The organism is [Phormidium] sp. LEGE 05292 (genome assembly GCF_015207735.1).
GTDB lineage: Bacteria > Cyanobacteriota > Cyanobacteriia > Cyanobacteriales > Aerosakkonemataceae > Floridanema.
Genome location: NZ_JADEWG010000036.1, coordinates 1 through 24,540, shown reverse-complemented (window position 1 = coordinate 24,540; position 24,540 = coordinate 1). Strand labels below are relative to the sequence as shown.

Here is a 24,540-nt window from a genome sequence, read left to right as displayed (position 1 = left end):
TTCGCACCCTCAAAGTGCTTTATTTTTTATGCGCTTTATCATAACTTCTACAGTTTAACAGTTAGTTATTAACGAATTATGAGGTTTTTTGAGCAATGATATAAACATGATTTTCAGGAAATTGGTCATACTCAAGATGGCGGCAGGTACACTGATGCTCAGAAAGAATCCGCAGGAAAGCATCTACCCCCAAAGTGCTGTACTCAAAATCCTGACCTTGAAATGACCCAGAAATCTCAGCACTTGTATGTCCGCCACCGCAGGTAAACAGGACTACTCCCCCAGCTTCAAGCGCATCGCATAGCTTTTTTATCACAGGTTCTTGCATATTGAGTGGCAGATGAAAAGTGCTGTCCCAAGCAGAAATCAAGCTGTAAAGTTTTTCAGGGAGCCAACAACAGATGTCTTCTCGATAGAATGTAATTTCTGGATGCAATTGTTTGGCTAAATCGATCATTTCTCTGGAAATATCAAGTCCCTCAGCCAAAAATCCATGCTGGGATAAAATTTTAATAAAACGCCCACTACTTCCACATCCTATGTCAATAGCTGCGTTTCTCTTGGCAGTAAATTCGATCGCCCGTTCTAATTGTGCGATTCCATATAGCGAATCTTGATGCTGAATCTGCCACCATTGGGCAATTCGATCGTATAGGGCTGCTGTATTATATGGCTCCATCTGGTTTTTGTCTAACGTCCTAATAAATTGGGAATATCTCGACATCCACCCGAAATAGTAGATCTAGTTTTTTCTCCTCCCCAAGCACAACAATAGTAACGCTGTTCTTCTGATAATCTATGCACATTGGTAAAATCAGCATCTTCTACTACCGCCCCAGTATAAGCACCTGTTTGAAAGTCAGGAATTAAACTGCGACTGCGAGGAGAAGCTGTTTCTAATTTCCCGTAAAAAAACTTTACTCCTTTCAAATCCGCACCGGAAAGATTAGCTTCAAATAAAATTGTCCGGGTGAAATTAGCATGGACTAAATCACAACCGTTAAGATTAGCTCTGACTAAGTTTGCATCACTCAAGTCTGTCCAACGCAGGTCTGTACCGGAAAGGTCTGCTCCTGCTAACATTACTCCTAAATCGATTACCCGCAGCCCATTTTGGCGGTCTTCTTGATAACCACCCATTCCATCTAAAATCGGACGACCTAAATGTTGATCTCGGCGCAATGGGGTAAGTAATCTCGACCTGGATAAAAACCGGAGGACTTTAGCTTTACCTGTGGCATCTATGCTACTAAGTAGGGCAGCAGTACGACCTTCAGCAAAGATTCTTTCTTGAGGCCAATCTTCTAATAAGCCTTCTTCTCCTAATGCTAAATCAGAAACTCCTTGAAAGTAAGCGTCGATTGTTTGTTGTTGAGTGATTAAGTTTTGTTGGTTGGTGAGTCGATTTTGTTCGATTGTTAAGTCGCGGGAGATGACGTATTGTTGCCATGCGACGTAGACAGCGAGAACGGCGATCGAAATTTGTCCTAATGCACCACACCATTCTGCTAACGCGCCAGAAGCTTCCCAGTTAACTGTGCTAAACCAAGCCCCAATATAGTGATAGACTCCCAAGTAATTTAGTAATCCAGCGATCGCTAATATGCCACAGACTCCCAAAAACAATACTATTCGTTCTTTCTGGGGTAGAAATTGATTCAACCAGTTCTTTAAAGGCGACCATAACAGCCGAATTGATAATAGCAAAGCGACGATTGAACCGGAGATTCCCACCCAGAAATTGTGAATAATTAATCCGGCGAACATTAGTGCGATCGCCATTATAATCACTACCAATGCTGAGGTAGGTGGAGGAGTCCAATTTTCAGTTTTTCCTGATGTAATAGCTGGTAAATTTGTGTAAGGTTTATACAACAATGAATCCGCTTCGCTATGCGTCCTTTCAACTTGAGTAGCTTGACTATTACTACCATTAGGGCTATCTACTGGCGAAATAGAAACTGGTTGGTTGGAGAAAGAATCAGGCTGTTTAGTCATTCGATTTTGGATTTTATATTGACGATAATCTTAATAATAGAAAAACAACTCTTTCGGACATAAAATTAGAAGTAACCCTGATTAATTCGCGGAATAAGCGATTTATCAGGAACCCCAGTCCCAAGTCCCTATTCCGCAAAATCAGGATTTTCCTCCATAAGTACGAGAGAGTTATCTTTGTTGAGTTCGAGGATCTAAAGCATCGCGCAACCCATCTCCTAACAAGTTAAAAGCCAAAACTGTTAACACAATTAGTAAAGCTGGCGGCCAAATTAACCAAGGTTGCAACACTAAAATAGAAGCATTCGTTGCCAATGTCAACATATTTCCCCAAGAAGGATCTGGTTGCTGAATTCCTAAACCAATTAAACTCAAAATAGATTCAGCAACGATGAAACCAGGAACTGCCAAAGTAGCAGAAATTATTATGTAAGTTGCGGTTTGGGGCAAGACATGACGAACAATAATATAGAAAGGATTACCGCCCATTGTCTTAGCAGCTTGGACAAATTCTCGCTCTTTAAGTGATAAAACTTGTCCGCGAATTACTCTAGCTAAACCAGACCAACTAACAAATGAGGTAATTACAACAATGAGTAAAAATCGTTGCGAACTAGTTAAACCTGGTGGTAATACTGCGGCAAGGGCAACTAACAAATAAATGCTGGGAATAGTCATTAAAACTTCTACGATACGCATCAAAATGCTATCTACCCAACCGCCAAAGTAACCAGAAATTCCCCCAACTAACATTCCCAAAGGAAAGGAAATCGCAATGCCGATTAAACCAATACTTAGGCTAATTCTGCCACCATAAACTAAGCGGCTAAATTGATCGCGTCCTTGTTCATCTGTGCCTAAAAGGTTAAATTTGCCTTCTCCAGTTGTACCAAATAAGTGCCAATCTAAAGGAATTCCCGGAAAGATTACGATTTCATCTCTTGGTGGTGGCAAAGGCAGACTTATGCGAAATAATTTATAAGTTGAACCGCGAACAAATAAACGTAATGGTGAAGGTTTTTCCCAGTCTACTGTGAGTTTGCGATCGCCTGTTGCCAATTCCACTGGCCCTTGAGTTGTCGGATAAACGTGCGGCCCGATAAACTTACCTTGGGGAGTTTGTAAATAAATTTGTGTTGGTGGTAGTAGCGATCCATTAGGCTGAGAAGCATAAGGATCGTAAGGCGCAACAAAATCTGCCGCTATTACTGACACATAGAATAATAACAACAAAAGTGCGCCACATTTTGCCAGAAAGTTACTTTGTAATTTTTGCCACCAATTCATAATTTAATTAAGTTGTTCTACTAATTGCCTTCTTTCTTCTTCAGCTTTTTCATGTTCCACTACAAACACATTTGAGTATAAATTAGCAATTATTTGCTTACCTTGCTGTGTTAATTGTAGATAACGGAGCGCATCTTTGATAAAAGGGAAAACTCCATTCCAATAAAACTTAGAATAGTTGCGCCGCAAGTCTCCCGGATGACGATAATTGAGGGCTTTATTCACTCCTGTTTCTTCAAATTCATAGTATAGAGAAGTGATTTTTTTCAGATAGCGAGGATCGCTAAGTTGACCGATTAAATCCGCCGCCCTGACTAAACCTGCATAATTAACTGTATCCTGATGATCTTCGGCTGAAGGTACAGGAAAACGAGTCAGTTCAATGCTGCGTTTAATTACGTCTGCGTCTATTAATTTATGTCCGCCAAAGCGTTCAGTAATAAACAATTTTCCGCGATCGACATGATGAGGTGTAAGGCTAGCATCAGAAGCACCAGGAGCTAATTTTACCATTCCGCCATCTTTACCAGTGGCGTAAAGTCCTTCTTCCTCTTTGTCTTGACGGCAAACTCCTTTAACGTAACCAATATCATGACATAGTAAAGAAATGATATAGTGCAACCAATCTTCACAGGAAACTCCACCTTCGCGGATATGTTTACCACGTAAAATTTCCTGACCTACCAAAGTTACTAAGATAGTATGCTCTACGTTATGATAAAGGGCATCGCTGTTGGCAATATTTTCTAGTGCCATGCTACCAGCCCAGCCGATAATATCTTCGTAGTCAGTCTTTAATCCTCCGTAGGTGCGGCGGTATCCTTCTCGCAGTTGTTCTACGAAAGTGTCGATGAGAATTTGTGTAGCATTGAACATTCTAGTTTCCCGCTGGTTCTTGGTATTGATTTACAGGTATTTGCTCTTAATTACGGTTGAGTTGCTAAATAATTTCATGTGAAATCTAGCCAGTAAGACAGGGAGATTTATTAGTTGAATAATATAGTAACGCAACCTAGCTAATATCAAAGTTAGCTTTTTTACAAGTCTTTGGGTAGATGGTTGAAACCACCCGATCGCCAAATAAAATGCTATTCTATAAAAATCACTCTGCGGGTGTAGTTCAGTGGTAGAACGTCAGCTTCCCAAGCTGAATGTCGTGGGTTCGAGTCCCATCACCCGCTTACAGGCTAAAACAGTTGAAAATCAAGCAATATAAGGGTTTTAAGCTGTTTAATTTGACTGTATCATAGTACTTTAGTTCTAAAATTTGGGTAAAGATTGGGTTGTTTCAGGTGACTTTGGGTGTAATTTGGGTGTAATTTGGGTGTAATCAAATCGACTAAAAGGAAGTACACCATGCACTCAAAACCCAATACGACAAAGGCTTCTAAGGGTACTGTTCAAGTTATAGCTTCACACGGTCGTTTACAACTAAGGTTTAGATATGGAGAGAAGAGGCATTATCTGAGCATGAATCTAGTAGATACTCAGGTAAACCGCAAAGCAGCAGAAGCAAAGGCACGACAAATAGAGCTAGATATTATCTCTGGAAACTTTGACCCAACTCTGGCTAAGTACAAACCACATTCAGCACTCAGCACAGTTACACCGGACGTTACACCCATCGTTACACCCAAAGCGTCATTAACTGATCTTTGGGAAAAGTTTGTTGAGTACAAGCGCCCACAGTGTTCACCTAATACTATGAAGTATATGTATGGTGTTTACTCTGGTTATCTTAAGAAATTACCAACTCATGATTTAGATAAAGCCAACGAAATTAGAGATTATATACTGCAATCAATCCCCTTAGATTCAGGGAAACGATTTATTACTCGCTTGGCGGCTTGTTGTAGTTGGGCAATCAAGTCTGGAATGATTTCTGAAAATCCTTTCGAGGGAATGGCAACAGAAATTAAACTACCTAAATCATCTAAGAGTGAAGGAATTAATGATATTAATCCTTTTACATTAGAAGAAAGGGATGCAATTATTCAGGCAATAGAAAGCGATCGCTTCTGTCCCGCAAAATCAGGGTTTAAACACAGTCGCTATGCTCCTTTAATTAAGCTTCTTTTTGCTACAGGCTGTAGACCTTCAGAAGCGATCGGTCTCCAGTGGAAGCATATTTCTGCTGACTTCAAGTACATTACTTTTGAACAAGCTGTAATTAACACTGACTCTGGTAAACAGTTTAGGGAAGGATTAAAGACTCAAGAGAGGAGAAGGTTTCCTTGCAATGAATCTCTCAGGACAATGTTAAAGTCTATCAAGCCTAAAGATGCTACCCCAGAATCCTTAATTTTTCCCTCTCCAGAAGGTAAACCTGTCGATCTAAATAATTTTAGGAACCGAACATGGAAAATTGTATTAAAGGGTTTAGGTATTGAGTACCGGAAACTTTACCAAACCCGTCATACTTTTATTACTCATGCTCTCGAAACTGGCAAACTAGATGCCAAGGATGTAGCTCGGTTAGTAGGGAATTCTCCAGAAATTATCTATCGCCACTATGCAGGTAACAAACGAGAGTTATTCGTTCCCGAATTTTAATCCAAGTTTCTTAATAAATAGATAGTCTAAAGACTCAAATAAAATTGAGTCTTTTCTTATTTTTATGATATTCTAGAAATCTTTTTATACATAACTTGGCTAAAACATAGCCTATTAATATTAAATCTTTATTAAATTGTTGGGTATTTTTAGAAAAACTTTTGTTATGGGCTTTTTTCGGTAGTTATATTTATTTTTAGTTGTACTGAAAATATCAAGGAATGTCTAAAGTATGCCATCTTAATTTATGTCAAAAGCAAATTCATTTATAGGGCAATTAGCTCAATTTGAAAAAAGCACCCCAGCTTTGACAGAGATAGGGCGCTTTCTTCATAATTTTTTCTCCTCAATTCTCAATCTTTTGGGAGTATGTCAACCTGCTGCAACAGGCTACAACCAAAGGATTGAAGTGTACACCATAGTAAGAAGGAACAACTTTTATGCGTACAAATTATAATTTAGCAGGTGATTTGATCCCTGACCAGAGGGGTTTTCGCTTTGTCGGAAAGCAAGAGATCGCAGACTTGACAGGGTTATCTTGTGAAACGCTAAAGCAATATCGTCTGACAGGACGTTGGATTGAGGGTATTCATTGGATAAAACTGAATTCCAGGGTAGTTCGCTATAACTTTTTTCTGATCAAAGACTGGCTTCAGAATCATAACAATCCCCAAATTCACCAGAGAGCAATTGAAGCTTATCTTTCTTCATTGCCGTCAAATGAGAGAAAAAGGCGGCGTATTTCTTCAAACTTTGAGCAACGTCAATAGTTTGGGGGATATATCAATGGAAGATATGAGTTCTAATCCCAATTTGAGAAAGGAACACTTTGCAGAGTTACAAGCTTCTGGATTAACTGAGGAACAAATTGCTGTTGCAGGTCATTTCTCAGTGAATAAGGCAAAGGCTAATGAGTTGGTAGGGTATAAGTTACCTGGATTAATCTTTCAATATTGCGATTTAGATGGTAAACCATTCCTTAGATCGGATGGTAAAGCCTTCTATCGTATTAAGCCTGAGTGGGGAAACATTAAGACTGAAGATAGCCCTAAGTATCTTAGCCCTAAAGGTCATGGATGCCGTCCTTACTTCTCGCGTCTTTACTCTAATTGGAAAGCAGTTGCTAAATCTACCAAAGTTGATCTTTGGGAAACAGAGGGAGAGAAGAAGGGGGATTGTAGTTGTGCAAATGGACTAGCAACGATCGCTTTTAGTGGCGTTGATGGATGGGTCGATCGCTGTCCTCGTGAAGGTGAAGGCGAGTTAAAATCATCCCGTGTTTTACCAGAATTATCGGAGATTAATTGGCAGAATCGTCGGGTAAATCAATGTTTTGATTCTGACATTGTAGAGAAAATTCCGGTTCAATTAGCTTTAGCTAAACGTGCTTACTACTTATCTGAACAAGGTGCTGTTCCTTACTTCGTCTTGTTACCCAATGAGATCGATGGTTCTAAAAATGGACTGGATGATTTTATTGTTAGACACGGAATTGATGCTCTAAGAGTTCTTGGTAAGGAAGCAAAACCAACTCCATTTGTATTAAAGATCAAAGATGAAGAGACAGAGGAGAAGGAGGTATTTCTTAGGCTGACAGAACCGGATAGTCACTACCAAGCAATATTAGCTTGGTCTGTTTTAAAAGAGAATTGGGCATTCCGACCGAATATTGGTTGGTATGAATGGCGGAAAACTCATTGGGAATTGAGAAGTCCAGAAGAGTTTGAGGAAGTTCTGACTCGGTTCATGGATGCTCAGAATTGGAAAAAGCGTGGTTCTAGTTTGATAAGTTCAGTTGTTAGGGAACTACGATCGCGTTTATTAGTTAGAGATGAGTCTTGGAGTCCTTTTGGTAAGATTGCGTTTACTAATGGCACTCTGGATACTGTTTCCGGGCAATTTACTCCCAGTCACGATCCTTATGACAGGCTGATTAAGGTACGTCCCTATCCTTTTGATTTATCAGCTAAATGTCCTACTTGGCTGAATTTTCTTAATCAAGCAATGGAGGGCGATCGAGAACGAATAAACTTGATTCAAGCTTTATTTCGTTATGCGGTATTACCCAGACGTAAAGATAAAAAGGCAGAGGTTGAAAAGTCGTTTGATTTTTTCGGTCAAAAGGGTACTGGGAAAGGAACAACTCTGGATGTACTAACAAATTTAGTTGGTTCGGAAAATGTTGGTTCTGCTAGTGCTGAGACTTTTAAAAATGCCGTAGGTTTAGGTCAATTAATAGATAAAGACTTGGCAATTGACTATGATGCTTCTGGCTTTTTGAAAGATATAGGAGCATATAACAAGGTTGTCAGTAATGAACCAGTGCAAGTGAAAAAGCTGTATCAAAATCTAGCAACAATTCGTTTAGGAGTGTTGGTTGTGAGAGCATATAACGCCTTTATTCCAGTTCCTGATGGTTCGGAAGGATTGGATAGACGATTAACTGTTATTCCGTTTAATCGTTCGCCAGATGTTGTGGATACCAATCTATCTAAAAAACTGGAAAGGGAATTATCAGGAATTTTCGCTTGGTGTTATGAGATTTCTGCTGATGAAATGAAACAGCGTATTTTGTCTGCTGGCAGAATTAAAGTGGTGCAAAAAGCTAGCATTGAACGATTTGAAACTAATAACCCAGAATATAGATTTCTTTGTGAAGTATTCCCAAACGGAAAGGGTAGCATCAAAGCTGGAGATCTTTATAAGAGTTATCAGCAGTGGTGTAGAGAAAACGAAAATCAGCCAAAAAGTAATGTTAAGTTTGCTGCTACCATCCATACAATGAAATGCAAGCGTTCGGAAGGAAAAATTAATGGCTGTTATTACTACACTATTCCTGATATGAGTAAGTTCAATGTTGCGGCTCATTTAGGGATAGTTCCGAGACAGTTAACAGACAGTTGTCGAGACAGTTCAAAGCCTGATGCTGCAAGGGATAGGGATAGTTGTAGACAGTTGGAGTTAATAAGTTTTAAAACTTCTGAGCAGTTAAAGTTTGAGTATGAGCAGGTAGAGGATAAAGAAAAAGAAAAAGATTTTTCTTCCCAACCGTCTACAACTGTCCCTAACTCAGTCGCCACAACGGTTACAACTGTCTCGACTATCCCTTCAAGTGTCTCGAATCTGTCCGATAATATTGGACAAATTAGCGATTCGCTTCGCGTTCGGGAACCGTCTCCGCAGGAGAATCCCTTCGGGAATCGTACTCCACCCACTACTGACGATCGAGTAATCAACTCTAACCCAGATTTACTAGTAGTAAATTGGCAACCAAAGGTAGGAGATAAGGTAAAGGTTTTGCATAATGAAAGCTGGCAACCAGCTACTTTAATTGCTGTTCCTCAATCACATAATGACCCCAAAAAAAATTGTAGATTTTGGCAAGCTGAACTTGATACTGGTGAGAAAAGATATATCTGGAACCAAGAACAAATTCAATCAGGGGAAGATTAGGTAAGGTGTTACTAAAAGGAGTCATTAGCTTTGACTCCTGACTATTTATTTTAGTGATTTTTGGTTTTATATTGAGATGTAGAAATGGTAGCTAATCCAGAAGTTTGCCGGAATAATGGTGCAAAGTCTAAAGGTGCTGTGACATCTAAAGGTAAAGCGATCGCCAGTCGCAATGCTCAAAAGCATGGACTATTAGCAAAACAACCGCCTTTGTTAGTTACAGAAGATTTCTCAACCTTTGAGGGATTAATTCAAGAGTTGATTAACTATTATCAACCGAAAAACCCTGTTGAGCATTTCTTGATTCAGCAAGTAGCAATGGGAATGTTGAAACAGTATCGGTTGTGGAATGCGGAAGCGGCGATCGCTAATTTAGAGATTTTGAAGCAGCAACAGGCAAACAATTTTTCTGATGTGGTGATTCCCCCGAAAATCAATTTAGATGATTTTGATTATATAGAAAACCGAGTTCCTTTAAAAGTATTTCTATTAGAAGAAGCAAGTATTTTAAAAGGGTTGATTGATGATTTAGAGCATGATTTAGATTATTCCAGGAAGCAAAGCCGGAATGATATGTTAAAAGCTTTTTCTAATACGTTACGTAATAATTACTTTCAGAAACTTAGAATAGCTACAGTTTATCATTACCAAGATAATTTGATGCAGTGGTTGTCTGCAAATTTGGAGAGTTTTAAACAAAAATCTCAGGCTGATTTATCAGAGGTAATTAACCGTGTTGTTAGGTTGAGCGAACTGGCTAAACAAAGGAGAGAGGAGATTAAGCAATTACTAATAGAAATAGAAACTAATAGCCAAGCGATCGCTAAAGCACAAGAAAATAGTAAAGCATTACAAAACCCAGAATTGTTTGCTAGATACCAAAAGGAAATTAACCGGGATTTATATGCGGCGTTAGATCGGTTAGAGGCGATCCGGGACAAACGCAATCATTAGGGTTCTATGGGTTCGTTTGGTTAAGTCTCTCCAATTTTGGTTGCTTGGATGGGTTGATAACCGTTTAGATTAAGATTTAAAGTTAGGCGTATAACTTAGAGTAAGATTAAGCTATGCTTCTTCGGATGTTCCTAGCTACTGGGACTGCGGTAGTTAGGAAACTAATAGAAAAGGCGCTATATTCAATATCGTCTATAAAGATGGTAAATGTTGCTAGATAGGGCGAATGTCAACACCTAAGTTCACCAAGTCACCGCTTACAGAAGTTGTTTGTGGAGTAGAATTTAATGCTCCAGAGTTTTCTTCTGTGCATTTTGGGCTGTACTGGCAAACTATTAAAGATCGGTTTCCTTCTCCACCTCTTGATAGACCACCAATAGGAGAAGTTGAAATTCTTTCTATATTACCAAATCTTCGGAGAGTTTGGTTTGAATCATTGGATAAAAAGCAGCTAATACAGTTGCAGTCTAATCGTTTTCACTACAACTGGCGTAGTCAAAATGAAGATGATGAATATCCTCATTTTAAGGAAATTTACCCTAAGTTTGAACAAGAATGGCAACATTTTCAAACATGGTGGCAACAATATAATAGTGATAACTTACCGTTAGGAAAAATTCATTATGAGCTAACTTACATGAATCAGATTGATAAAAAATTTGGTTGGGACAATCCAAGAGACAATTATAAAATATTTACTTTTGTTGGTAAGAAATGGTCTGACAATCTTAAAAAAGCAACAAATTTTAATGCTGGAATTGAATTTGATATATCAGAAAATGTGGGAAAATTGATTGTTAGATTAAATCAAATAGTTAACCCAAAAGATGATAATAATGTACTGCTTTTTGAGTTAACTGCGCGAAGTGTTGATACAAAATTGGATATTCGAGAATGGTTTGATTTAGCACATAAATATACAGTTGATGCTTTTTTGGAATTAATCCAAGAAGAGACTAAGAAGGAATGGGGGTTAACATGGTTGCCGGAATAGAAAGAACAACTTCTACAATTAACAGTGGTAAAGCTTTTGTAAATCCGGGAATTAAACAAGGTAAAACAGCTTCTACTAGTTCCTACTATAGTGACCCAGATTTACTAATTAGAGAATATTTCCTTTCGAGTCCAGAGCAACGGGCAAAGTCAAGGAAGGTTATTGTTAAAAGTATTAGTTCCTTAAAATCAGTTATAGCGGTTTTGAAATGGGGCATTAATGGTAAAGCGAGGGATGCCTACGACGGTGCTGTAGATTTATTGGCTGAAATTAATGATATTAATCTTTTGACTGACACAGGTAAATATTTAGCAGCTTTGAGCGAACTTTTAATTAATTCCCCTGATAATAATATGCTGATGATGCTGGATTCTTTGTGGGAAATCTTTATTAAAGGTGTTGGTTGTGCTTATCATATACCTGCTGAACAAAGATTTAGGTTATTATTTAACTTAATTCCAGCGAGTAATAGACGGTTTTTTAAAGCAACGGTTATAGATGCTTTTTTGCTCATAGCAGATGAAATGGATACCGAGCCTATTAAAGGTGCTATTGGACGTTATTCGTCTGAGTATGAAGCCGATCGCTATATTCGGAACTATGCTTTAGAAGCTCTGGAAGAATTATCTTGTATAGGCGATTAAATGCAGATGTTGCCTACTCTATCTGAGTTTGGGGTAACAACCCCTGCTTACATTCGGAAAATTGATAGTCGTACTAGTTGGCATCCGCAGGAAGGTGATGTCAATTTAGATGTACGTGCAAGATTGGCAGCAGAAAAATTATTTAAAGAACCAGGTAATATATATAGTCTCTGGCTTGTAAAAACAGAGCAAGAATTTTATAGTGTAGTAGCGTCTTTAAGTGCTAATAGAAGTCCGAAAAATCAGAATCTTGATTTTATTTGGTTAACAGAGAGTGAATTACAAGTTTTTGGGATAAGCTTTAAACAAGTTTCGGAAGGAAGTTGTTTACACGCTAGAGTATTACACTTTAATGCTGTTATCGATCGCGAAACTGCTGAAAAGCTGTGTCGTGGGTTGATGAGTCAGGGAAGGGAAGCGCAACGCTGTAAGAAAGCACAAACAACTTTGATTCTGGAACATCAGAAGCAACTGGGATGCAAAGCGACTGATTTTAGTGTTCCCTCCTGTGAGTGCGAAACATGGTGAATTGCTGAGGTTGGATTTTGTCTAGTGGTGGCGATCGCACCAATAACACTCTCTAAAGTTTTGGTTATTTTTGGGGATTTTGGGAATACTAAGTTTGTATGATAGGGGATTAGCCCTACGTTGAGTTGCCGCTTTCTAAAATGCAAAACTTTCAAGAAACTGCTAATTTTATCTGGGAAATAGCTGATGAGATTCTTCGGGATGATTTTAAGCGGGGTAAGTATCCCGATGTGATTTTACCGTTTACGGTGTTGCGGCGGTTAGATTGCGTGTTAGCGCCTACGAAACAAGCGGTTTTAGAGAAATATCAGTTTTGTCAAGAGAAGAATTTAAAAAACCCAGATGGACAGTTGCGGAAAGCGGCGGGTAAGTCGTTTTACAACACTTCTAAATATGACTTTCCGACTTTGCTGACGGATGCCAAGAATATTAGCAAAAATACGATCGCTTATCTCAATGGGTTCTCGAACAATATGCGAGATGTGATTGAGAAGTTTAATCTTCCTGCTACTATCGAAACTTTGAACTCGAAAAATTTGCTGTTTTTATTAATCAAGAAATTCTCAGAAGCGGATCTGAGTCCTGAGAAAATTGATAATCACAGAATGGGGACAATTTTTGAGGAATTGATCCGCCGTTTTAATGAACAAAGGAACGAAAATCCAGGGGAACACTTTACGCCTCGTGAAGTAATTCGGTTGATGGTGCGGTTATTGTTGCGTGGCGATGAGGCAATATTAAAGCAACCGGGGGTAGTGCGGACTATTTATGATTGTGCTTGTGGTTCTGGGGGAATGCTTTCTATTGCTAAAGAGTATATTTTAACTAACATTAATCCTAGTGCAGATATTCGACTTTTTGGGCAAGAGGTAAATGACGAAACCTTTGCGGTTTGTAAGTCGGATATGTTGATTAAAGGGGACGATCGGGATGCGGATAATATTAAATTTGGTAGCTCTTTTTGTCTAGATGGTCATCAGGATAACCGCTTTGATTATATGTTAGTTAATCCTCCTTATGGGAAGGATTGGAAGAAGGAAAAAGATTTTATTGACGCAGAAGCGGCGAAAAAGGGAAACGGGAGATTTGAGGCGGGTACACCTCGGATTAATGATGGGCAATTGCTATTTCTCCAGCATCTTATTTCTAAAATGAAACCTGTGGCGGAAGGGGGAAGTAAAATTGCGATCGTTCTCAATGGTTCACCTTTATTTACTGGAGATGCGGGAAGCGGGGAAAGTGAGATTCGCCGTTGGATTTTGGAGAATGATTGGTTAGAAAGTATTGTCGCTTTACCTGGTCAATTGTTTTATAACACGGGAATTACAACTTATATTTGGGTACTGAGTAACCGCAAACCAGAATACCGCAAAGGCAAGGTTTTATTAGTTAATGGTGCGGCTACTTATAAGGTTAAAGGTAAGGGAAAGGAAAAGGAAGTTGAAGTTTTTGCTCAAAAAATGCGTAAGAGTTTAGGCGATAAACGCAATGAATTATCGGAAATTCATATTGATAAGTTAGATGATTTGGCGTTTGATTTTGCCGAAGGTGTTTACACCAAAGTTTTTGATACCAGTGATTTTGGTTATCGGAAGATTACCATTGAACGTCCGTTAAGGTTGAATTTTCAAGCTTCTCCCGAAAGAATTGCCCGTTTAGAAAGCCAAGCGGCTTTTGTGAATTTAGCAAGTAGTAAGAAGAAGGGAACGGCGGGAGAAACAGAAGTCGAAGCGGGTAAAAAGTTACAGTCAATTATTCGAGAAGTTTTATCCCAGTTAGGGGAAAAGCTTTATAAAAATCGTCAGGAATTTGAGCAGGTGATTGAGGCTGCATTTAAGCAAGCTAAAACTAATACCCAGTCAGATAGACAACTTTCGTTGTTTGGTGAAACATCAAGTATTAAGTTATCCGCACCTGTGAAAAAGGCGATTTTGGCAGCACTTTCCGAGAAGGATGAAACGGCGGATATTTGCTTTGATGATAAGGGAAACCCGGAACCAGATCCAGAGTTAAGGGATTACGAAAATGTGCCGTTGAAGGAAGATATTTACGTTTATTTTGACCGGGAAGTTAAGCCTCATGTTCCTGATGCTTGGATTAACGAAACGGTAATTGATGAAAAGGACAAACTTGTAGGTAAAGTCGGGTATGAACTTAATTTTAATCGCCATTTCTATGAGTATCAACCGTTACGACCTAGAAAGGAAATTGCTGAAGAAATTAAGGTTTTACAAGCTAGTTTAGTGGCGGTTTTTAATCAAATGGCAGCAGAGTAAGTCAATAGCATAAGTTATTTTTGCGGCGTTTTATTTGTAATTCCGAATGTGGAGTAGTTGAAATGATTGGGAAGCATTATCCGGCTTATTCTGAGTATAAGGATTCGGGGGTTGAGTGGTTAGGGAAGATTCCGAAGCATTGGGAAACAAAGAAGGCAAAGCACGTTAGCTCAATATTTGTTCCGCAAAGAAATAAGCCAGAACTTAATCTTGATTCTGGACTTCCTTGGATAACGATGGATGATATTACTTCTCCTTCTGTAGATAGCTCCATTACAGGTTATTACGTTAATGAATTAGATGCACTTACCGCAGGCTCAAAAGTTTTACCCCCTGGATGCGTGATAGCCAGTTGCGTAGGTAATTTTGGAGTTGCTTCGGTTAACAAAGTATCTGTAATCATTAATCAGCAATTACAAGCTTATATACCTAAAAAAATTGACTCTTGGTTTCTTAGATATCTCGTAGAAGTATCGAAGCTGTACTTTGAAAAAGTTGCTACTGCAACTACCTTAGTCTATGTCAATCAAGAACGTTTTGGTGAATTGCCTATTGTTTTACCAGCTTTAGAAGAACAACAAGCAATTTGTAATTATATTAATCAAGAAACAGCCGAAATTGATGAGATTATCGAACAGCAACAACAGCTTATTTCCCTACTAGAAGAGGAACGCGCCACTGTTATTAGTCATGCTGTTACTAAAGGGATTGAGCGATCGAATTAGTATGGATTCTTACCGTATCCAACAAACTAGCACAGGACAAATTAAACTACTCACAGAAGACGGCGAATTAGTACCATTTACCAACTCAGAGACAAGCAAACCCGCCACCGAAAAAACAGCCCCTCTCTCAGAAATATTGGATTATATTAACAAACATTTCGATCCGGGTGATTGGTCAGAAGCAGATAAACTCAACGCATTTGCAGAAGATATGATCCAGAAGCTAGAAGAAAAAGAAGACCTGATTCGCGCCCTTGACCCTACAATTAACCCATCAGAAGAAACCCGTGAGTTAGCCTTTGAAACAGTATACAAAAACCAATTAGAGGAAATAGTTGATGAGAATAACTTCGATATTTACCAACAGTTGACTGATAACCCCTCTTTTGGCGATCTCTTCCTTAAAGTAATGTTCAAAAACTTTCAGAAGCATTTAGAACAGCGTCAAGGGGTACAGGAAAGCGGCTAATCTTAATCTATGGAGCGATCGCTTCTCTGATCCAAGCTTGGCAGCTATACTGTGATTGATGGCAGTTCCCCAAGTTCGCCCACTTTTCCCCATTGTGAAGATTCCATGAAGCTGTTAAGTTTGGGTGTAAATTGGGTGTAAAATTTTTCTAAAATTGCTCAAAGTATTGATATTAAAAGCTTTTTGTCAGCTTCCCAAGCTGAATGTCGTGGGTTCGAGTCCCATCACCCGCATACAGGCTAAAACACTTACAAATCAAGCAATAGAAGGGTTTTGATCTATATTTGGCTTACATATAAAAGCTAAAGCTCAGGGTTACTATAGAATAAAGCGTCCCGACAATTAATTTGATGAAACCCCGGCAACGCATTATAGAACTATTCTCGACTTTCATACAGTTGGCAGATGACTTGTTCGATCGCTGGATTACAGATTCCCTCCTGCAACGGAGTATGCAGCGTTCTCTTCAGCAAGTTGGAGAACTTGGTAATGCTGATTCTGCGGAGGATTTTTGGGTTTTATATTGGTATCGATTGTGGAAAACTAACCCTGAGAGTTTAGCAAATGGGCATTTGTCGGCTTACTTGCAGGAAGCGTGTTACTGGGTGGCGCAGCGAGTAACGATTCAGTTGACGAGTATGCAGTATAAATTCTCGGACTGTTTCCAAATAGCGATCGCAAGTCTCCCCATTGTACTCAAAGGATACAACCCCAGCCAAGGTGCCAGCCTGAAAACCTACGCCAGCCTCGTCTTTAACAACACTCTCCGCGATACTTTGCGCCAACATAAGGAAGCAGATAGCCGCACTGACTGGGGTTTATTGCGAAAAATCAGCCAAAAACAACTGATAGAATCGTTGCAAGCAGCTGGCTTTTCAGAAAAAGCGATCGCAAATTATCGTTTAGCTTGGACTTGTTTTAAAACCTTCTGTGCTCCTAGCGAAACACCTGGAACTCGTCAACTTTCTCAACCAGATTCGCAAACTTGGGTATCGATCGCACAACTTTATAATAACCAAAAATTACGACAAGTTCCTCCGATCGAATCACAAGCTACACCAGAAAATTTGGAACGCTGGTTAAAAGACTGTGCTAAACAAATTAGAAATTATCTTTATCCAGCCATTACTTCTTTAAATGTCAGTAAATCAGAATCAAATTCTGGGGAAATCCTAGATGATTTACCCGATAATAATGACGCTTCTCCTCTTACCAATTTAATCATTTATGAAGAAGTACAGGAGCGCCAAACCAGACAAACTGAAATTAATAATGTATTAAGCGTAGCACTAGAAAAACTAGATCCTCAAGTGCAAAAATTGTTACATCTGTATTATTCTGACAAACTAACTCAGCAACAAATTGCCGCACAGCTAGAAATTAAACAATACACGGTTTCCCGCCGCCTGAGTAGCGCCAAAGAAGCATTATTGCTCGCATTAGCAAAATGGAGTCAGGAAACTCTGCATATTTCCCTGACATCGCCCGCAGTAAGAGATATGGGTGTAGTTTTAGAGGAATGGCTTCAGAAGAAATTGTCTTCTGACTCCTCAAAGGAGGATAACTAATGATGCTCGTTACTGATACTTCAACACAATGGCTAGAAATTCCAAACGCCGTTAACAGACAATCTTGGCAACAGAGTCAAACAATTTCAATTCCAGGAAACCGCTTACAAGCTTATTTAAATCAAGTTTGTCTTCAGACGGTGTTACCTTGGTTGCAAGAAAAGTCTGAAATTGAACCAACTATTGACTCTAGAAATAATCTTGCTTTTTGGGAAATGGTAAACGGAAGTGCCATTATTTTAGGCACAAATCGTTTGATATTCATTCCTACAGAATCGATGGATCGAAATGAATTTCGCGTGCCACAGGAGTGGGTTGATATTCCCGATTTTGTAGGAGATTACTATTTAGCAGTAGAAGTCGATTCAGATGAACAATGTTTGAATATTTGGGGTTATACGACTCATCAAATCTTCAAATCAGAAGGTTTTTATGATGAGATCGATCGCACTTATTCCTTAGATGGCAATCAAATAATTCAAGACTTAACTACTTTTTGGGTAATGCAGCAATTATCTGGAGAAGAAACGCGAACTGTAATTTCCCCATTACCTGCACTAACTTCTCGGCAAGCAGAACCTTTGTTACAACAATTAGGAGATAATTTAATAGCACTCCCACGTTTAGAAATTCCTTTTCAACAATGGGGTGCATTATTAGAGCAAAATCTCTGGCTCGAACAACTTTGTCAACGACGACAAAATCAAGTTAATGCCACAGAAATAACCAGACAAACAACTCAATCTACAAATTTAAGTCAATGGTGGAATAATATTTTTGAGACTGGATGGCAAGCGATCGAAGATTTATTGGCACCACAGCCAGATCTTGCCTATAATTTTCGGGGAAGCGACACCACTTCAACACAAGTTAGACGGGTAAAACAAATTCAGCTAAATACAGAATTACCAACTTTATTGTTAGTAGTTATGTTAGAAACAGAAGCAGATGGCAGAATGCGAATTTGGGTGCAAATACTTCCGCAAATTGGAGAAACTTATTTACCCGCTAATTTGAAATTGGAACTACTTTCAAATACAGGAGATGTAATTCAGTCAGTTCAAGCTGGAGAAATGAGTAATTACATTCAACTTCGGCGTTTTAAGAGTTCCCCGGGAACAGAATTTCGTTTACAAATTGCGATGGCAGATATCTTAGCTTACGAGGATTTTCTGGTCTAACGGGACAGTAATTAACTGTTTCCCAGAACATGATACAAGCAATTACCACAAAGTAAACGGTTATGAAGCATAGGTTTTGATTGGGATATCAATTTTGAGAAAGGATACTGATACTAAATCCGGGTGAAAAACCCCCTTTATAATGAACCGCAGAGGACGCAGAGGACACAGAGAAAAGAGGGAGAAGATATCGGGGGTAACTAACTCGGAGTTGGTATGATTCAGAATCCAAAAACTTGCTACTTAAGGACTCTACTGGCATTGAAAATAGCTAGCAGTGCTACTCCCACATCGGCAAATACCGCCTCCCATAACGTTGCAATTCCGATCGCACCCAAAGCGATAAATAATCCTTTAATTGCCATCGCCATAACAATATTTTGTATGACAATCTGGCGGGTTTTTTTGGCAACTTGAATCGCCTCTGCCACTTTAGACGGAGCATCAGTCATAATCACTACATCAGCGGTTTCAATTGCTGCATCCGATCCCAATCCACCCATTGCCATACCGACATCGGCTCTAGCGATTACAGGTGCATCGTTGATACCATCGCCTACAAATGCTACTTTATCTTTACCAGATTGACTTAGCAGTTTTTCGATCGCTTCTACTTTTTCTTCCGGTAACAATTCAGCCATATAGGAATCTAAGCCCAGGCGTTCTGCTACGCTTTTAGCAACAATCCGATTGTCACCTGTAAGCATAACAGTTTGTTCGACTCCCACCCGTTTAATATCTCGAATTGCCTTAATTGCATCGTCTTTAATTTCATCGGCAATTAAAATATAGCCTGCATAGCGTCCATCAACGGCAATGTGAACGACAGTACCTTCTACATTGCAAGTATCGCGATCGATATTTTCTCGCTCCAAAAGCCGATCGTTCCCTGCCAAAATGACCTGGTTTTTCACTTTTGCCCGAATGCCATGACCTGCAATTTCTTCGTAGTCTGTTAGGTCTATATCATTATCATTAATTGGTTGACCGTATGCTTCTCGAATTGACTGTGCGACTGGGTGGCTAGAATGAGATTCAGCCAAAGCTGCCAGTTGCAACAGTTCTGCTTCAGAAAAACCGTTTTTAGTCACGATCCTCGCCACTTTAAATACACCTTTAGTCAAGGTTCCAGTTTTATCGAACACAACGGTTTTAACTGCCGTCAAAGTATCCAAAAACGTCGTTCCTTTGACCAAAATGCCTCGTTTAGCAGCACCGCCAACGCCGCCGAAGTAGCCCAAGGGAATACTAATTACCAATCCACAAGGGCAGGAAATAACTAGCAGAATCAAGGCACGGTAAACCCATTCTGCGTGAGTTGCACCGGGAACAAATAGGGGTGGTAAGAGGGCTACAGCGAGTGATAAAACGACGACAACGGGCGTATAGTAGCGAGCAAATTGGGTGATAAATTTCTCGGTTTCTGCTTTCTTGCTGGTGGCGTTTTCTACTAGGTCGAGGATTTTCGCGATCGAAGATTCCCCAAATAGTTTAGTGACTTGGATCGTGAGAACGCCACTCTGGTTAATCGTACCTGCTAGAACGACTTCTCCTATCTTCACCGTGCGAGGAACTGATTCTCCGGTTAATGCGGAAGTATCGATCTGAGAATTACCTTCCAGAATTTCCCCATCTAAGGGAATCTTTTCTCCTGGTTTGACTATAATAATGTCTCCCACATTAACGGTTTCTGGAGAAACTTGTTTTACCGTTCCATTAACTTTCAAATTGGCAGTGTCGGGGCGAATTTCCAGCAAAGATTTGATTGAGCGACGAGAACGGCTGACCGAGTATTCTTGAAATAATTCTCCGACTCGGAAAAATAGCATGACGGCGACTGCTTCTGGGAGTTGATGAATAGCGATCGCTCCCACAGTCGCAACTGTCATCAAGAAGTTTTCATCAAATATTTGTCCCCTGAGAATATTCCGTCCGGCAGTTTTCAATACCGACCAACCGCTGAGTAAATAGGCGGGAATGAATATTAAATACTCACCCAAGTTATAGGGCGTGTTATGTAAAAGTTTCTCAAAAATTATGCCCAGAACGAACAGCGCGATCGTTCCCAACACCGAAGGAAGTTCGCGTTTCAGGTTAAATTCGCCTGCACCGTGACTGTGCTCGTGGTCATGGTCATGGTGGTCGTGGTCGTGGTGATGAGCCTCTAAATGAGGTTTTGGGCTGATGATGGTGTAGCCCAAAGAAAGGATGCGATCGCGAATTTCCTCTTCATTCACTTGCTTTGAGTCATACGTCACGCTCAAGCGTCCCGTTGCAAAACTGACGGACGTTTCTGCTACACCCGGTATTTTCCTTACACCCGCTTCAATTTTGCCTGCACAGCTACCGCAATCCATGCCACCGACTTGCATCTGTTGGGTTTTGAGGGAAGGAGTCTGAGTCATTGCTACTTTGCTGAATGAATCGTGATTACCAGCATTGTAATCCAACTTTTAAATATATGAACAGTTATTCATATATTAAGTAAGTAGGCATGAATAGACATTACAATCTGTATCATCAAGTAGCAGAAAATTTGAAGGAACCACAAAATTGATTCCACTGCCAATGGGAGTTTCGTTGATAATGTTGCCGAGAAGGTAAATTTGTAGGTATCCGCTTTTAATGCTGATACGATCGTTTTCTCTGAAACCTCAGTCCTAACAACAAACCGATCGCGACAATTCCAGTCATATAGACCAGCATTATCAGCCGGACGTGCAATGGGGGAGCCACACCCTCGACTTCTAAAGTCTGAGCCACCTGGAATGGTTGAAACTGGCGTGCGGAATTAGGTTGAGGCGTAACTTCCACTTCTACCTGGTGGGGTGCTCCATCAAAAAATTGCATCTGCCATCGCAGTTGTCCTGTTGCGTCTGGAGTGCCATCATGAGCAAACGTAATCCAACCATTTTCAAGCTGAGTGGCTTTGATCCGAGTTACGACATCGGTTACTGGCTGCTGAGTTTTAGCATCTGTTAGGCGCAGTTGAAAACTTGCCAACTTGCCGACTAAAGCACTCCGATCGCCCGATAATTGCACATTTAATCCCTGAGATTGTCGCTGACTAGGATCAGTAGCGGCAGGAGCTACTTCAGTGGGATGAGACATCGCCATTGTATGATGCGATTGCGCCATTTCAGCATTGATGTTGACGTAGAGCAGTGCGGCGATCGCTACAACAATAACACCGCTCAATAACAAGCGCACGGGTTGTGGTGCAATTTCTCCCGGTTGAGCTTGCAGTCTTCCACCGATAACCCATCCTCCTGCTAACCCGACTAACAGCAAAAAGATAGCCAGAACTGCGAAGTTCTGATATTTCACGCTATTTTCACTCACAGAAATTGGCAGTGTTTGCTGAAACGGTGCAAAAGCATTCGCAACTTGTGGGGTAACACTTACCTGTAATTGATAAGTTCCCCGGATCGGAAACATTTGTTGAAATTTCACTTCCCCGATCGAAGCAGGAGTTTTGAAGTCTAGTAATGTAGTACCTTCAACGATCGGAAAGTCAGTGGTGAACCAAGGCGTTTGAGGCGGCGCGAGCAACTGTAAGTGAAAATTGGCATTTTTGAGCGGCTGTCCAGTCGCATCAAATGCTTGCACGGTCAAACGAGTAGGAAGTTGCTCTGTGCTTGCTTCGGCTTCAAAGGGACGAATTGTTTCAATTGATCGATCGGTTGTCAGTTTAACAGTCGATTGAGGAACTTGTGAAAATCCTATAACACCATAAACAAGCAAACTCACGAGGCAAATTGCCCCAATGAGCATAGAACGCTTCGTTGCTTTCATCGTGGCTCCAGAGTTAATTACTATCGGACTGGGCTATCTAGTGCAGCACGGCAGAAATGATTGAGCAGTTGAAAACTTCTTAAAAGCTGAATATAAAAGCCTTCTGCTCTTCTGCCTTCTTGTACTAATGACAAGCAACTCCCGCTGTATGGTGGCGCAGCGAGTGAACCCGATCGTGAATAGCTGGATAAGTCGTGAAATAGATTGTCCAGAGAACCAACGAACAGAGAGAAACGTAGAGCGTTGCTTGTACAGGCATGGAAAGGGTAAAGCGAACTGCCTGTTGCCGAACGGTCGTTAGCGATCGAGTGGTCATTCTGTACCTCGCAGAAGAACATAAACAGTGAACCTATCGGCGGGCATTCTGACTTATCGATCGCAAATCCAGATCGAATCACAGTTGCGGGACAGCTTTGGACTTGCACCAAACTTTCCCCGTTACCTCCAGTGGCTGCTCCCCACTGGAACCGATGCAATATTCAGACTTTACAACACTTTGCCACTCCTGCCTTTCTCAAACCAAAGACTTTACAATTCTTAGAAGTTACCAAGCCTAGAGCGATCGTGCTAGGGTAAATTATGAAAGAATTATGAAAACTATGGCACACTCCGATCGCAAACCCAGCCTGCCAGAGGTTCATCGCAGCATCCCGATACCGAACGTCAAAAGTTTTTGGCGCAAGTTGTTAGCTTATGCGGGGCCGGGATATTTAGTTTCAGTAGGATATATGGACCCCGGTAACTGGGCCACAGACATCGCTGGGGGTGCTAAGTTTGGCTATGCGCTGTTAACGGTGATTTTGCTGTCGAATCTAATGGCAATTTTGCTGCAATCGTTGTGCGTGCGGTTGGGAGTAGCAACGGGGCGGGATTTAGCCCAGGCTTGTCGAGATTATTTTAGCCCAAGGGTTAACTTTGTTTTATGGGTACTGTGTGAAATTGCGATCGCGGCTTGTGATTTGGCAGAATTACTGGGAAGTGCGATCGCGCTACAACTTTTATTTGGCATTCCTTTAGTTTGGGGAGTGTGCATTACGGCACTCGATGTACTGGCGTTGTTATTCCTGCAAGGGAGAGGCTTTCGCTATGTAGAAGCTTTGGTGATTACGCTAGTGGGAATGGTAGGTGTTTGTTTCGCAGCAGAAATTCTCTTCTCTCGACCGGATGTAACGGGGATTTTAGCGGGGTATCTACCCAAGCGAGAAATTCTGCAAAATCCAGAAATGCTCTACATTGCGATCGGTATTTTAGGGGCAACGGTGATGCCGCATAATTTGTATTTACACTCCTCAATTGTCCAGACTCGCAATTGGCAACCGACGACTGAAAAGCGCTGGGAAGCGATTAAATTTGGTATGATCGATTCCACTGCGGCTTTGTCGTTGGCACTGTTTATTAACTCAGCAATTCTAATAGTTTCAGCTGCAACATTTCATCTGTCCGGTTATCAGAATGTGGCAGAAATTCAAGATGCCTATAAATTACTTTCACCCCTTTTGGGAGTGAGTGCTGCTAGTGCTATTTTTGGGGTCGCATTATTAGCTTCAGGGCAAAGTTCAACGTTGACTGCAACCCTAGCAGGGCAAATTGTCATGGAGGGCTTTTTACAGCTACGCCTTCCTCCCTGGCTACGCCGTCTGGCAACTAGACTAATTGCGATCGTTCCAGCTTTGATTGCGATTATTTTCTTTGGGGAAACGAGTACAGGTAGCTTACTGGTTTTTAGTCAAGTAATTCTGAGTTTACAGTTATCATTTGCGGTGATTCCCTTAGTAATGTTTACCAGCGATCGCCGCTTGATGGGAGAATTTGTCAATCCCCTGTGGTTAAAATCTTTAGCAGGGTTGGTGGCTTTGGTTATTGTCGGCTTAAATGGTTGGTTGCTGTTGCAAACCTTTTTAGGCTGGCTGCATCTTAGTTCCTAATCCTTAGAATGATGGCATCACCGAAGCAATTCCGTCATCATCTAAGTTGGTGTTGTGAGGGTGGAGCTTGATTAAATAGCCAAATTCCTACTCATTCCTCATCAAACTTATCTATCATAGAGAAGTTTTTATCGACGGGCAGGATATCTATCCAGTCAGACACCACTTGGGTAAACTGCTACGCATTTAA

20 protein-coding genes, 2 tRNA genes and 1 riboswitch are annotated in these 24,540 nt (G+C 40.5%); of the genes, 15 read left to right on the top strand and 7 right to left on the bottom strand.

Annotated features, from left to right (window positions below; all coding sequences use genetic code 11):
* Window positions 1-76: 76 nt before the first annotated feature.
* The 4 genes from IQ264_RS12640 to IQ264_RS12625 form a co-directional block, all read right to left on the bottom strand.
* The gene (locus IQ264_RS12640) at window positions 77-679 is read right to left on the bottom strand and encodes a class I SAM-dependent methyltransferase (RefSeq protein ID WP_193981138.1); all 603 of its coding nucleotides are present in this window, start codon (window positions 677-679) and stop codon (window positions 77-79) included.
* 11 nt (window positions 680-690) lie between these two features.
* Window positions 691-1,998 (bottom strand): pentapeptide repeat-containing protein, encoded by a 1,308-nt coding sequence (locus tag IQ264_RS12635; protein WP_193981137.1) that lies wholly within the window; start codon window positions 1,996-1,998, stop codon window positions 691-693.
* A gap of 171 nt (window positions 1,999-2,169) precedes the next feature.
* Entirely contained in the window at window positions 2,170-3,285 is a 1,116-nt protein-coding gene (locus IQ264_RS12630) for an ABC transporter permease (RefSeq protein ID WP_193981136.1), read from the bottom strand.
* A 3-nt stretch (window positions 3,286-3,288) separates the two neighbouring features.
* Window positions 3,289-4,161, bottom strand: a complete 873-nt coding sequence (locus IQ264_RS12625; RefSeq protein WP_193981135.1) for an Npun_R2479 family HD domain-containing metalloprotein — start codon at window positions 4,159-4,161, stop codon at window positions 3,289-3,291.
* Between the two features lie 233 nt (window positions 4,162-4,394).
* Here IQ264_RS12625 and IQ264_RS12620 point away from each other — a divergent pair.
* From IQ264_RS12620 to IQ264_RS12555, 14 genes are all read left to right on the top strand, one after another.
* A tRNA-Gly gene (locus tag IQ264_RS12620) sits at window positions 4,395-4,466 on the top strand.
* A gap of 175 nt (window positions 4,467-4,641) precedes the next feature.
* Window positions 4,642-5,838: a site-specific integrase gene (locus tag IQ264_RS12615; RefSeq protein WP_193981134.1), complete on the top strand. Its 1,197-nt coding sequence runs from the start codon at window positions 4,642-4,644 to the stop codon at window positions 5,836-5,838.
* Between the two features lie 440 nt (window positions 5,839-6,278).
* A complete protein-coding gene (locus tag IQ264_RS12610) occupies window positions 6,279-6,608 on the top strand; it encodes a hypothetical protein (RefSeq protein WP_193981133.1) in 330 nt (109 codons plus the stop codon).
* 16 nt (window positions 6,609-6,624) lie between these two features.
* The gene (locus tag IQ264_RS12605) at window positions 6,625-9,291 is read left to right on the top strand and encodes a phage/plasmid primase, P4 family (RefSeq protein ID WP_193981132.1); all 2,667 of its coding nucleotides are present in this window, start codon (window positions 6,625-6,627) and stop codon (window positions 9,289-9,291) included.
* 84 nt (window positions 9,292-9,375) lie between these two features.
* On the top strand, window positions 9,376-10,245 hold the full coding sequence (locus IQ264_RS12600; RefSeq protein WP_193981131.1) for a hypothetical protein: 870 nt from the start codon (window positions 9,376-9,378) through the stop codon (window positions 10,243-10,245).
* A gap of 226 nt (window positions 10,246-10,471) precedes the next feature.
* Window positions 10,472-11,239, top strand: a complete 768-nt coding sequence (locus IQ264_RS12595) for a TIGR04255 family protein (RefSeq protein WP_193981130.1) — start codon at window positions 10,472-10,474, stop codon at window positions 11,237-11,239.
* Window positions 11,212-11,883, top strand: a complete 672-nt coding sequence (locus tag IQ264_RS12590; protein WP_193981129.1) for a hypothetical protein — start codon at window positions 11,212-11,214, stop codon at window positions 11,881-11,883. The genes IQ264_RS12595 and IQ264_RS12590 overlap by 28 nt, the downstream gene beginning before the upstream one ends.
* 6 nt (window positions 11,884-11,889) lie before the next feature.
* Window positions 11,890-12,411: a hypothetical protein gene (locus IQ264_RS12585; RefSeq protein WP_193981128.1), complete on the top strand. Its 522-nt coding sequence runs from the start codon at window positions 11,890-11,892 to the stop codon at window positions 12,409-12,411.
* Window positions 12,412-12,551: 140 nt separating this feature from the next.
* Window positions 12,552-14,687: a type I restriction-modification system subunit M gene (locus tag IQ264_RS12580; protein WP_193981127.1), complete on the top strand. Its 2,136-nt coding sequence runs from the start codon at window positions 12,552-12,554 to the stop codon at window positions 14,685-14,687.
* Between the two features lie 62 nt (window positions 14,688-14,749).
* A complete protein-coding gene (locus IQ264_RS12575) occupies window positions 14,750-15,412 on the top strand; it encodes a restriction endonuclease subunit S (protein WP_193981126.1) in 663 nt (220 codons plus the stop codon).
* On the top strand, window positions 15,378-15,881 hold the full coding sequence (locus tag IQ264_RS12570) for a hypothetical protein (RefSeq protein ID WP_193981125.1): 504 nt from the start codon (window positions 15,378-15,380) through the stop codon (window positions 15,879-15,881). Before IQ264_RS12575 ends, IQ264_RS12570 begins: the two co-directional genes overlap by 35 nt.
* A gap of 122 nt (window positions 15,882-16,003) precedes the next feature.
* Window positions 16,004-16,114, top strand: a tRNA-OTHER gene (locus IQ264_RS12565).
* Window positions 16,115-16,231: 117 nt separating this feature from the next.
* A complete protein-coding gene (locus IQ264_RS12560) occupies window positions 16,232-17,449 on the top strand; it encodes a sigma-70 family RNA polymerase sigma factor (RefSeq protein WP_193981124.1) in 1,218 nt (405 codons plus the stop codon).
* Window positions 17,449-18,630, top strand: a complete 1,182-nt coding sequence (locus IQ264_RS12555) for a DUF1822 family protein (protein WP_193981123.1) — start codon at window positions 17,449-17,451, stop codon at window positions 18,628-18,630. The genes IQ264_RS12560 and IQ264_RS12555 overlap by 1 nt, the downstream gene beginning before the upstream one ends.
* A gap of 239 nt (window positions 18,631-18,869) precedes the next feature.
* Here IQ264_RS12555 and IQ264_RS12550 read toward each other — a convergent pair whose 3' ends face one another.
* The 3 genes from IQ264_RS12550 to IQ264_RS12540 form a co-directional block, all read right to left on the bottom strand.
* On the bottom strand, window positions 18,870-21,035 hold the full coding sequence (locus IQ264_RS12550) for a heavy metal translocating P-type ATPase (protein WP_193981122.1): 2,166 nt from the start codon (window positions 21,033-21,035) through the stop codon (window positions 18,870-18,872).
* 217 nt (window positions 21,036-21,252) lie between these two features.
* Complete coding sequence (locus IQ264_RS12545; protein ID WP_193981121.1) at window positions 21,253-22,425, bottom strand: hypothetical protein; 1,173 nt, start codon at window positions 22,423-22,425, stop codon at window positions 21,253-21,255.
* Window positions 22,426-22,549: 124 nt separating this feature from the next.
* Window positions 22,550-22,741 carry a CbtB-domain containing protein gene (locus IQ264_RS12540; protein WP_193981120.1) on the bottom strand — a complete coding sequence of 64 codons (192 nt, stop codon included), beginning with the start codon at window positions 22,739-22,741 and terminating at the stop codon, window positions 22,550-22,552.
* Between the two features lie 20 nt (window positions 22,742-22,761).
* A riboswitch (cobalamin riboswitch) is annotated at window positions 22,762-22,912 on the bottom strand.
* Between the two features lie 103 nt (window positions 22,913-23,015).
* Here IQ264_RS12540 and IQ264_RS12535 point away from each other — a divergent pair.
* Window positions 23,016-24,350: an Nramp family divalent metal transporter gene (locus tag IQ264_RS12535; RefSeq protein ID WP_228061494.1), complete on the top strand. Its 1,335-nt coding sequence runs from the start codon at window positions 23,016-23,018 to the stop codon at window positions 24,348-24,350.
* Window positions 24,351-24,540 lie beyond the last annotated feature (190 nt).

Bases quoted from the DNA above. Each gene is read 5' to 3' on its own strand.
- IQ264_RS12585 (WP_193981128.1), top strand. From the start codon at position 11,890: ATGTTGCCTACTCTATCTGAGTTTGGGGTAACAACCCCTGCTTACATT.
- IQ264_RS12570 (WP_193981125.1), top strand. From the start codon at position 15,378: ATGCTGTTACTAAAGGGATTGAGCGATCGAATTAGTATGGATTCTTAC.
- IQ264_RS12550 (WP_193981122.1), bottom strand. From the start codon at position 21,035: ATGACTCAGACTCCTTCCCTCAAAACCCAACAGATGCAAGTCGGTGGC.
- IQ264_RS12635 (WP_193981137.1), bottom strand. From the start codon at position 1,998: ATGACTAAACAGCCTGATTCTTTCTCCAACCAACCAGTTTCTATTTCG.
- IQ264_RS12605 (WP_193981132.1), top strand. From the start codon at position 6,625: ATGGAAGATATGAGTTCTAATCCCAATTTGAGAAAGGAACACTTTGCA.
- IQ264_RS12560 (WP_193981124.1), top strand. From the start codon at position 16,232: ATGAAACCCCGGCAACGCATTATAGAACTATTCTCGACTTTCATACAG.
- IQ264_RS12580 (WP_193981127.1), top strand. From the start codon at position 12,552: ATGCAAAACTTTCAAGAAACTGCTAATTTTATCTGGGAAATAGCTGAT.
- IQ264_RS12540 (WP_193981120.1), bottom strand. From the start codon at position 22,741: ATGACCACTCGATCGCTAACGACCGTTCGGCAACAGGCAGTTCGCTTT.
- IQ264_RS12535 (WP_228061494.1), top strand. From the start codon at position 23,016: ATGAAAACTATGGCACACTCCGATCGCAAACCCAGCCTGCCAGAGGTT.
- IQ264_RS12590 (WP_193981129.1), top strand. From the start codon at position 11,212: ATGGGGGTTAACATGGTTGCCGGAATAGAAAGAACAACTTCTACAATT.
- IQ264_RS12575 (WP_193981126.1), top strand. From the start codon at position 14,750: ATGATTGGGAAGCATTATCCGGCTTATTCTGAGTATAAGGATTCGGGG.
- IQ264_RS12545 (WP_193981121.1), bottom strand. From the start codon at position 22,425: ATGAAAGCAACGAAGCGTTCTATGCTCATTGGGGCAATTTGCCTCGTG.
- IQ264_RS12610 (WP_193981133.1), top strand. From the start codon at position 6,279: ATGCGTACAAATTATAATTTAGCAGGTGATTTGATCCCTGACCAGAGG.
- IQ264_RS12595 (WP_193981130.1), top strand. From the start codon at position 10,472: ATGTCAACACCTAAGTTCACCAAGTCACCGCTTACAGAAGTTGTTTGT.
- IQ264_RS12600 (WP_193981131.1), top strand. From the start codon at position 9,376: ATGGTAGCTAATCCAGAAGTTTGCCGGAATAATGGTGCAAAGTCTAAA.
- IQ264_RS12615 (WP_193981134.1), top strand. From the start codon at position 4,642: ATGCACTCAAAACCCAATACGACAAAGGCTTCTAAGGGTACTGTTCAA.
- IQ264_RS12630 (WP_193981136.1), bottom strand. From the start codon at position 3,285: ATGAATTGGTGGCAAAAATTACAAAGTAACTTTCTGGCAAAATGTGGC.
- IQ264_RS12625 (WP_193981135.1), bottom strand. From the start codon at position 4,161: ATGTTCAATGCTACACAAATTCTCATCGACACTTTCGTAGAACAACTG.
- IQ264_RS12640 (WP_193981138.1), bottom strand. From the start codon at position 679: ATGGAGCCATATAATACAGCAGCCCTATACGATCGAATTGCCCAATGG.
- IQ264_RS12555 (WP_193981123.1), top strand. From the start codon at position 17,449: ATGATGCTCGTTACTGATACTTCAACACAATGGCTAGAAATTCCAAAC.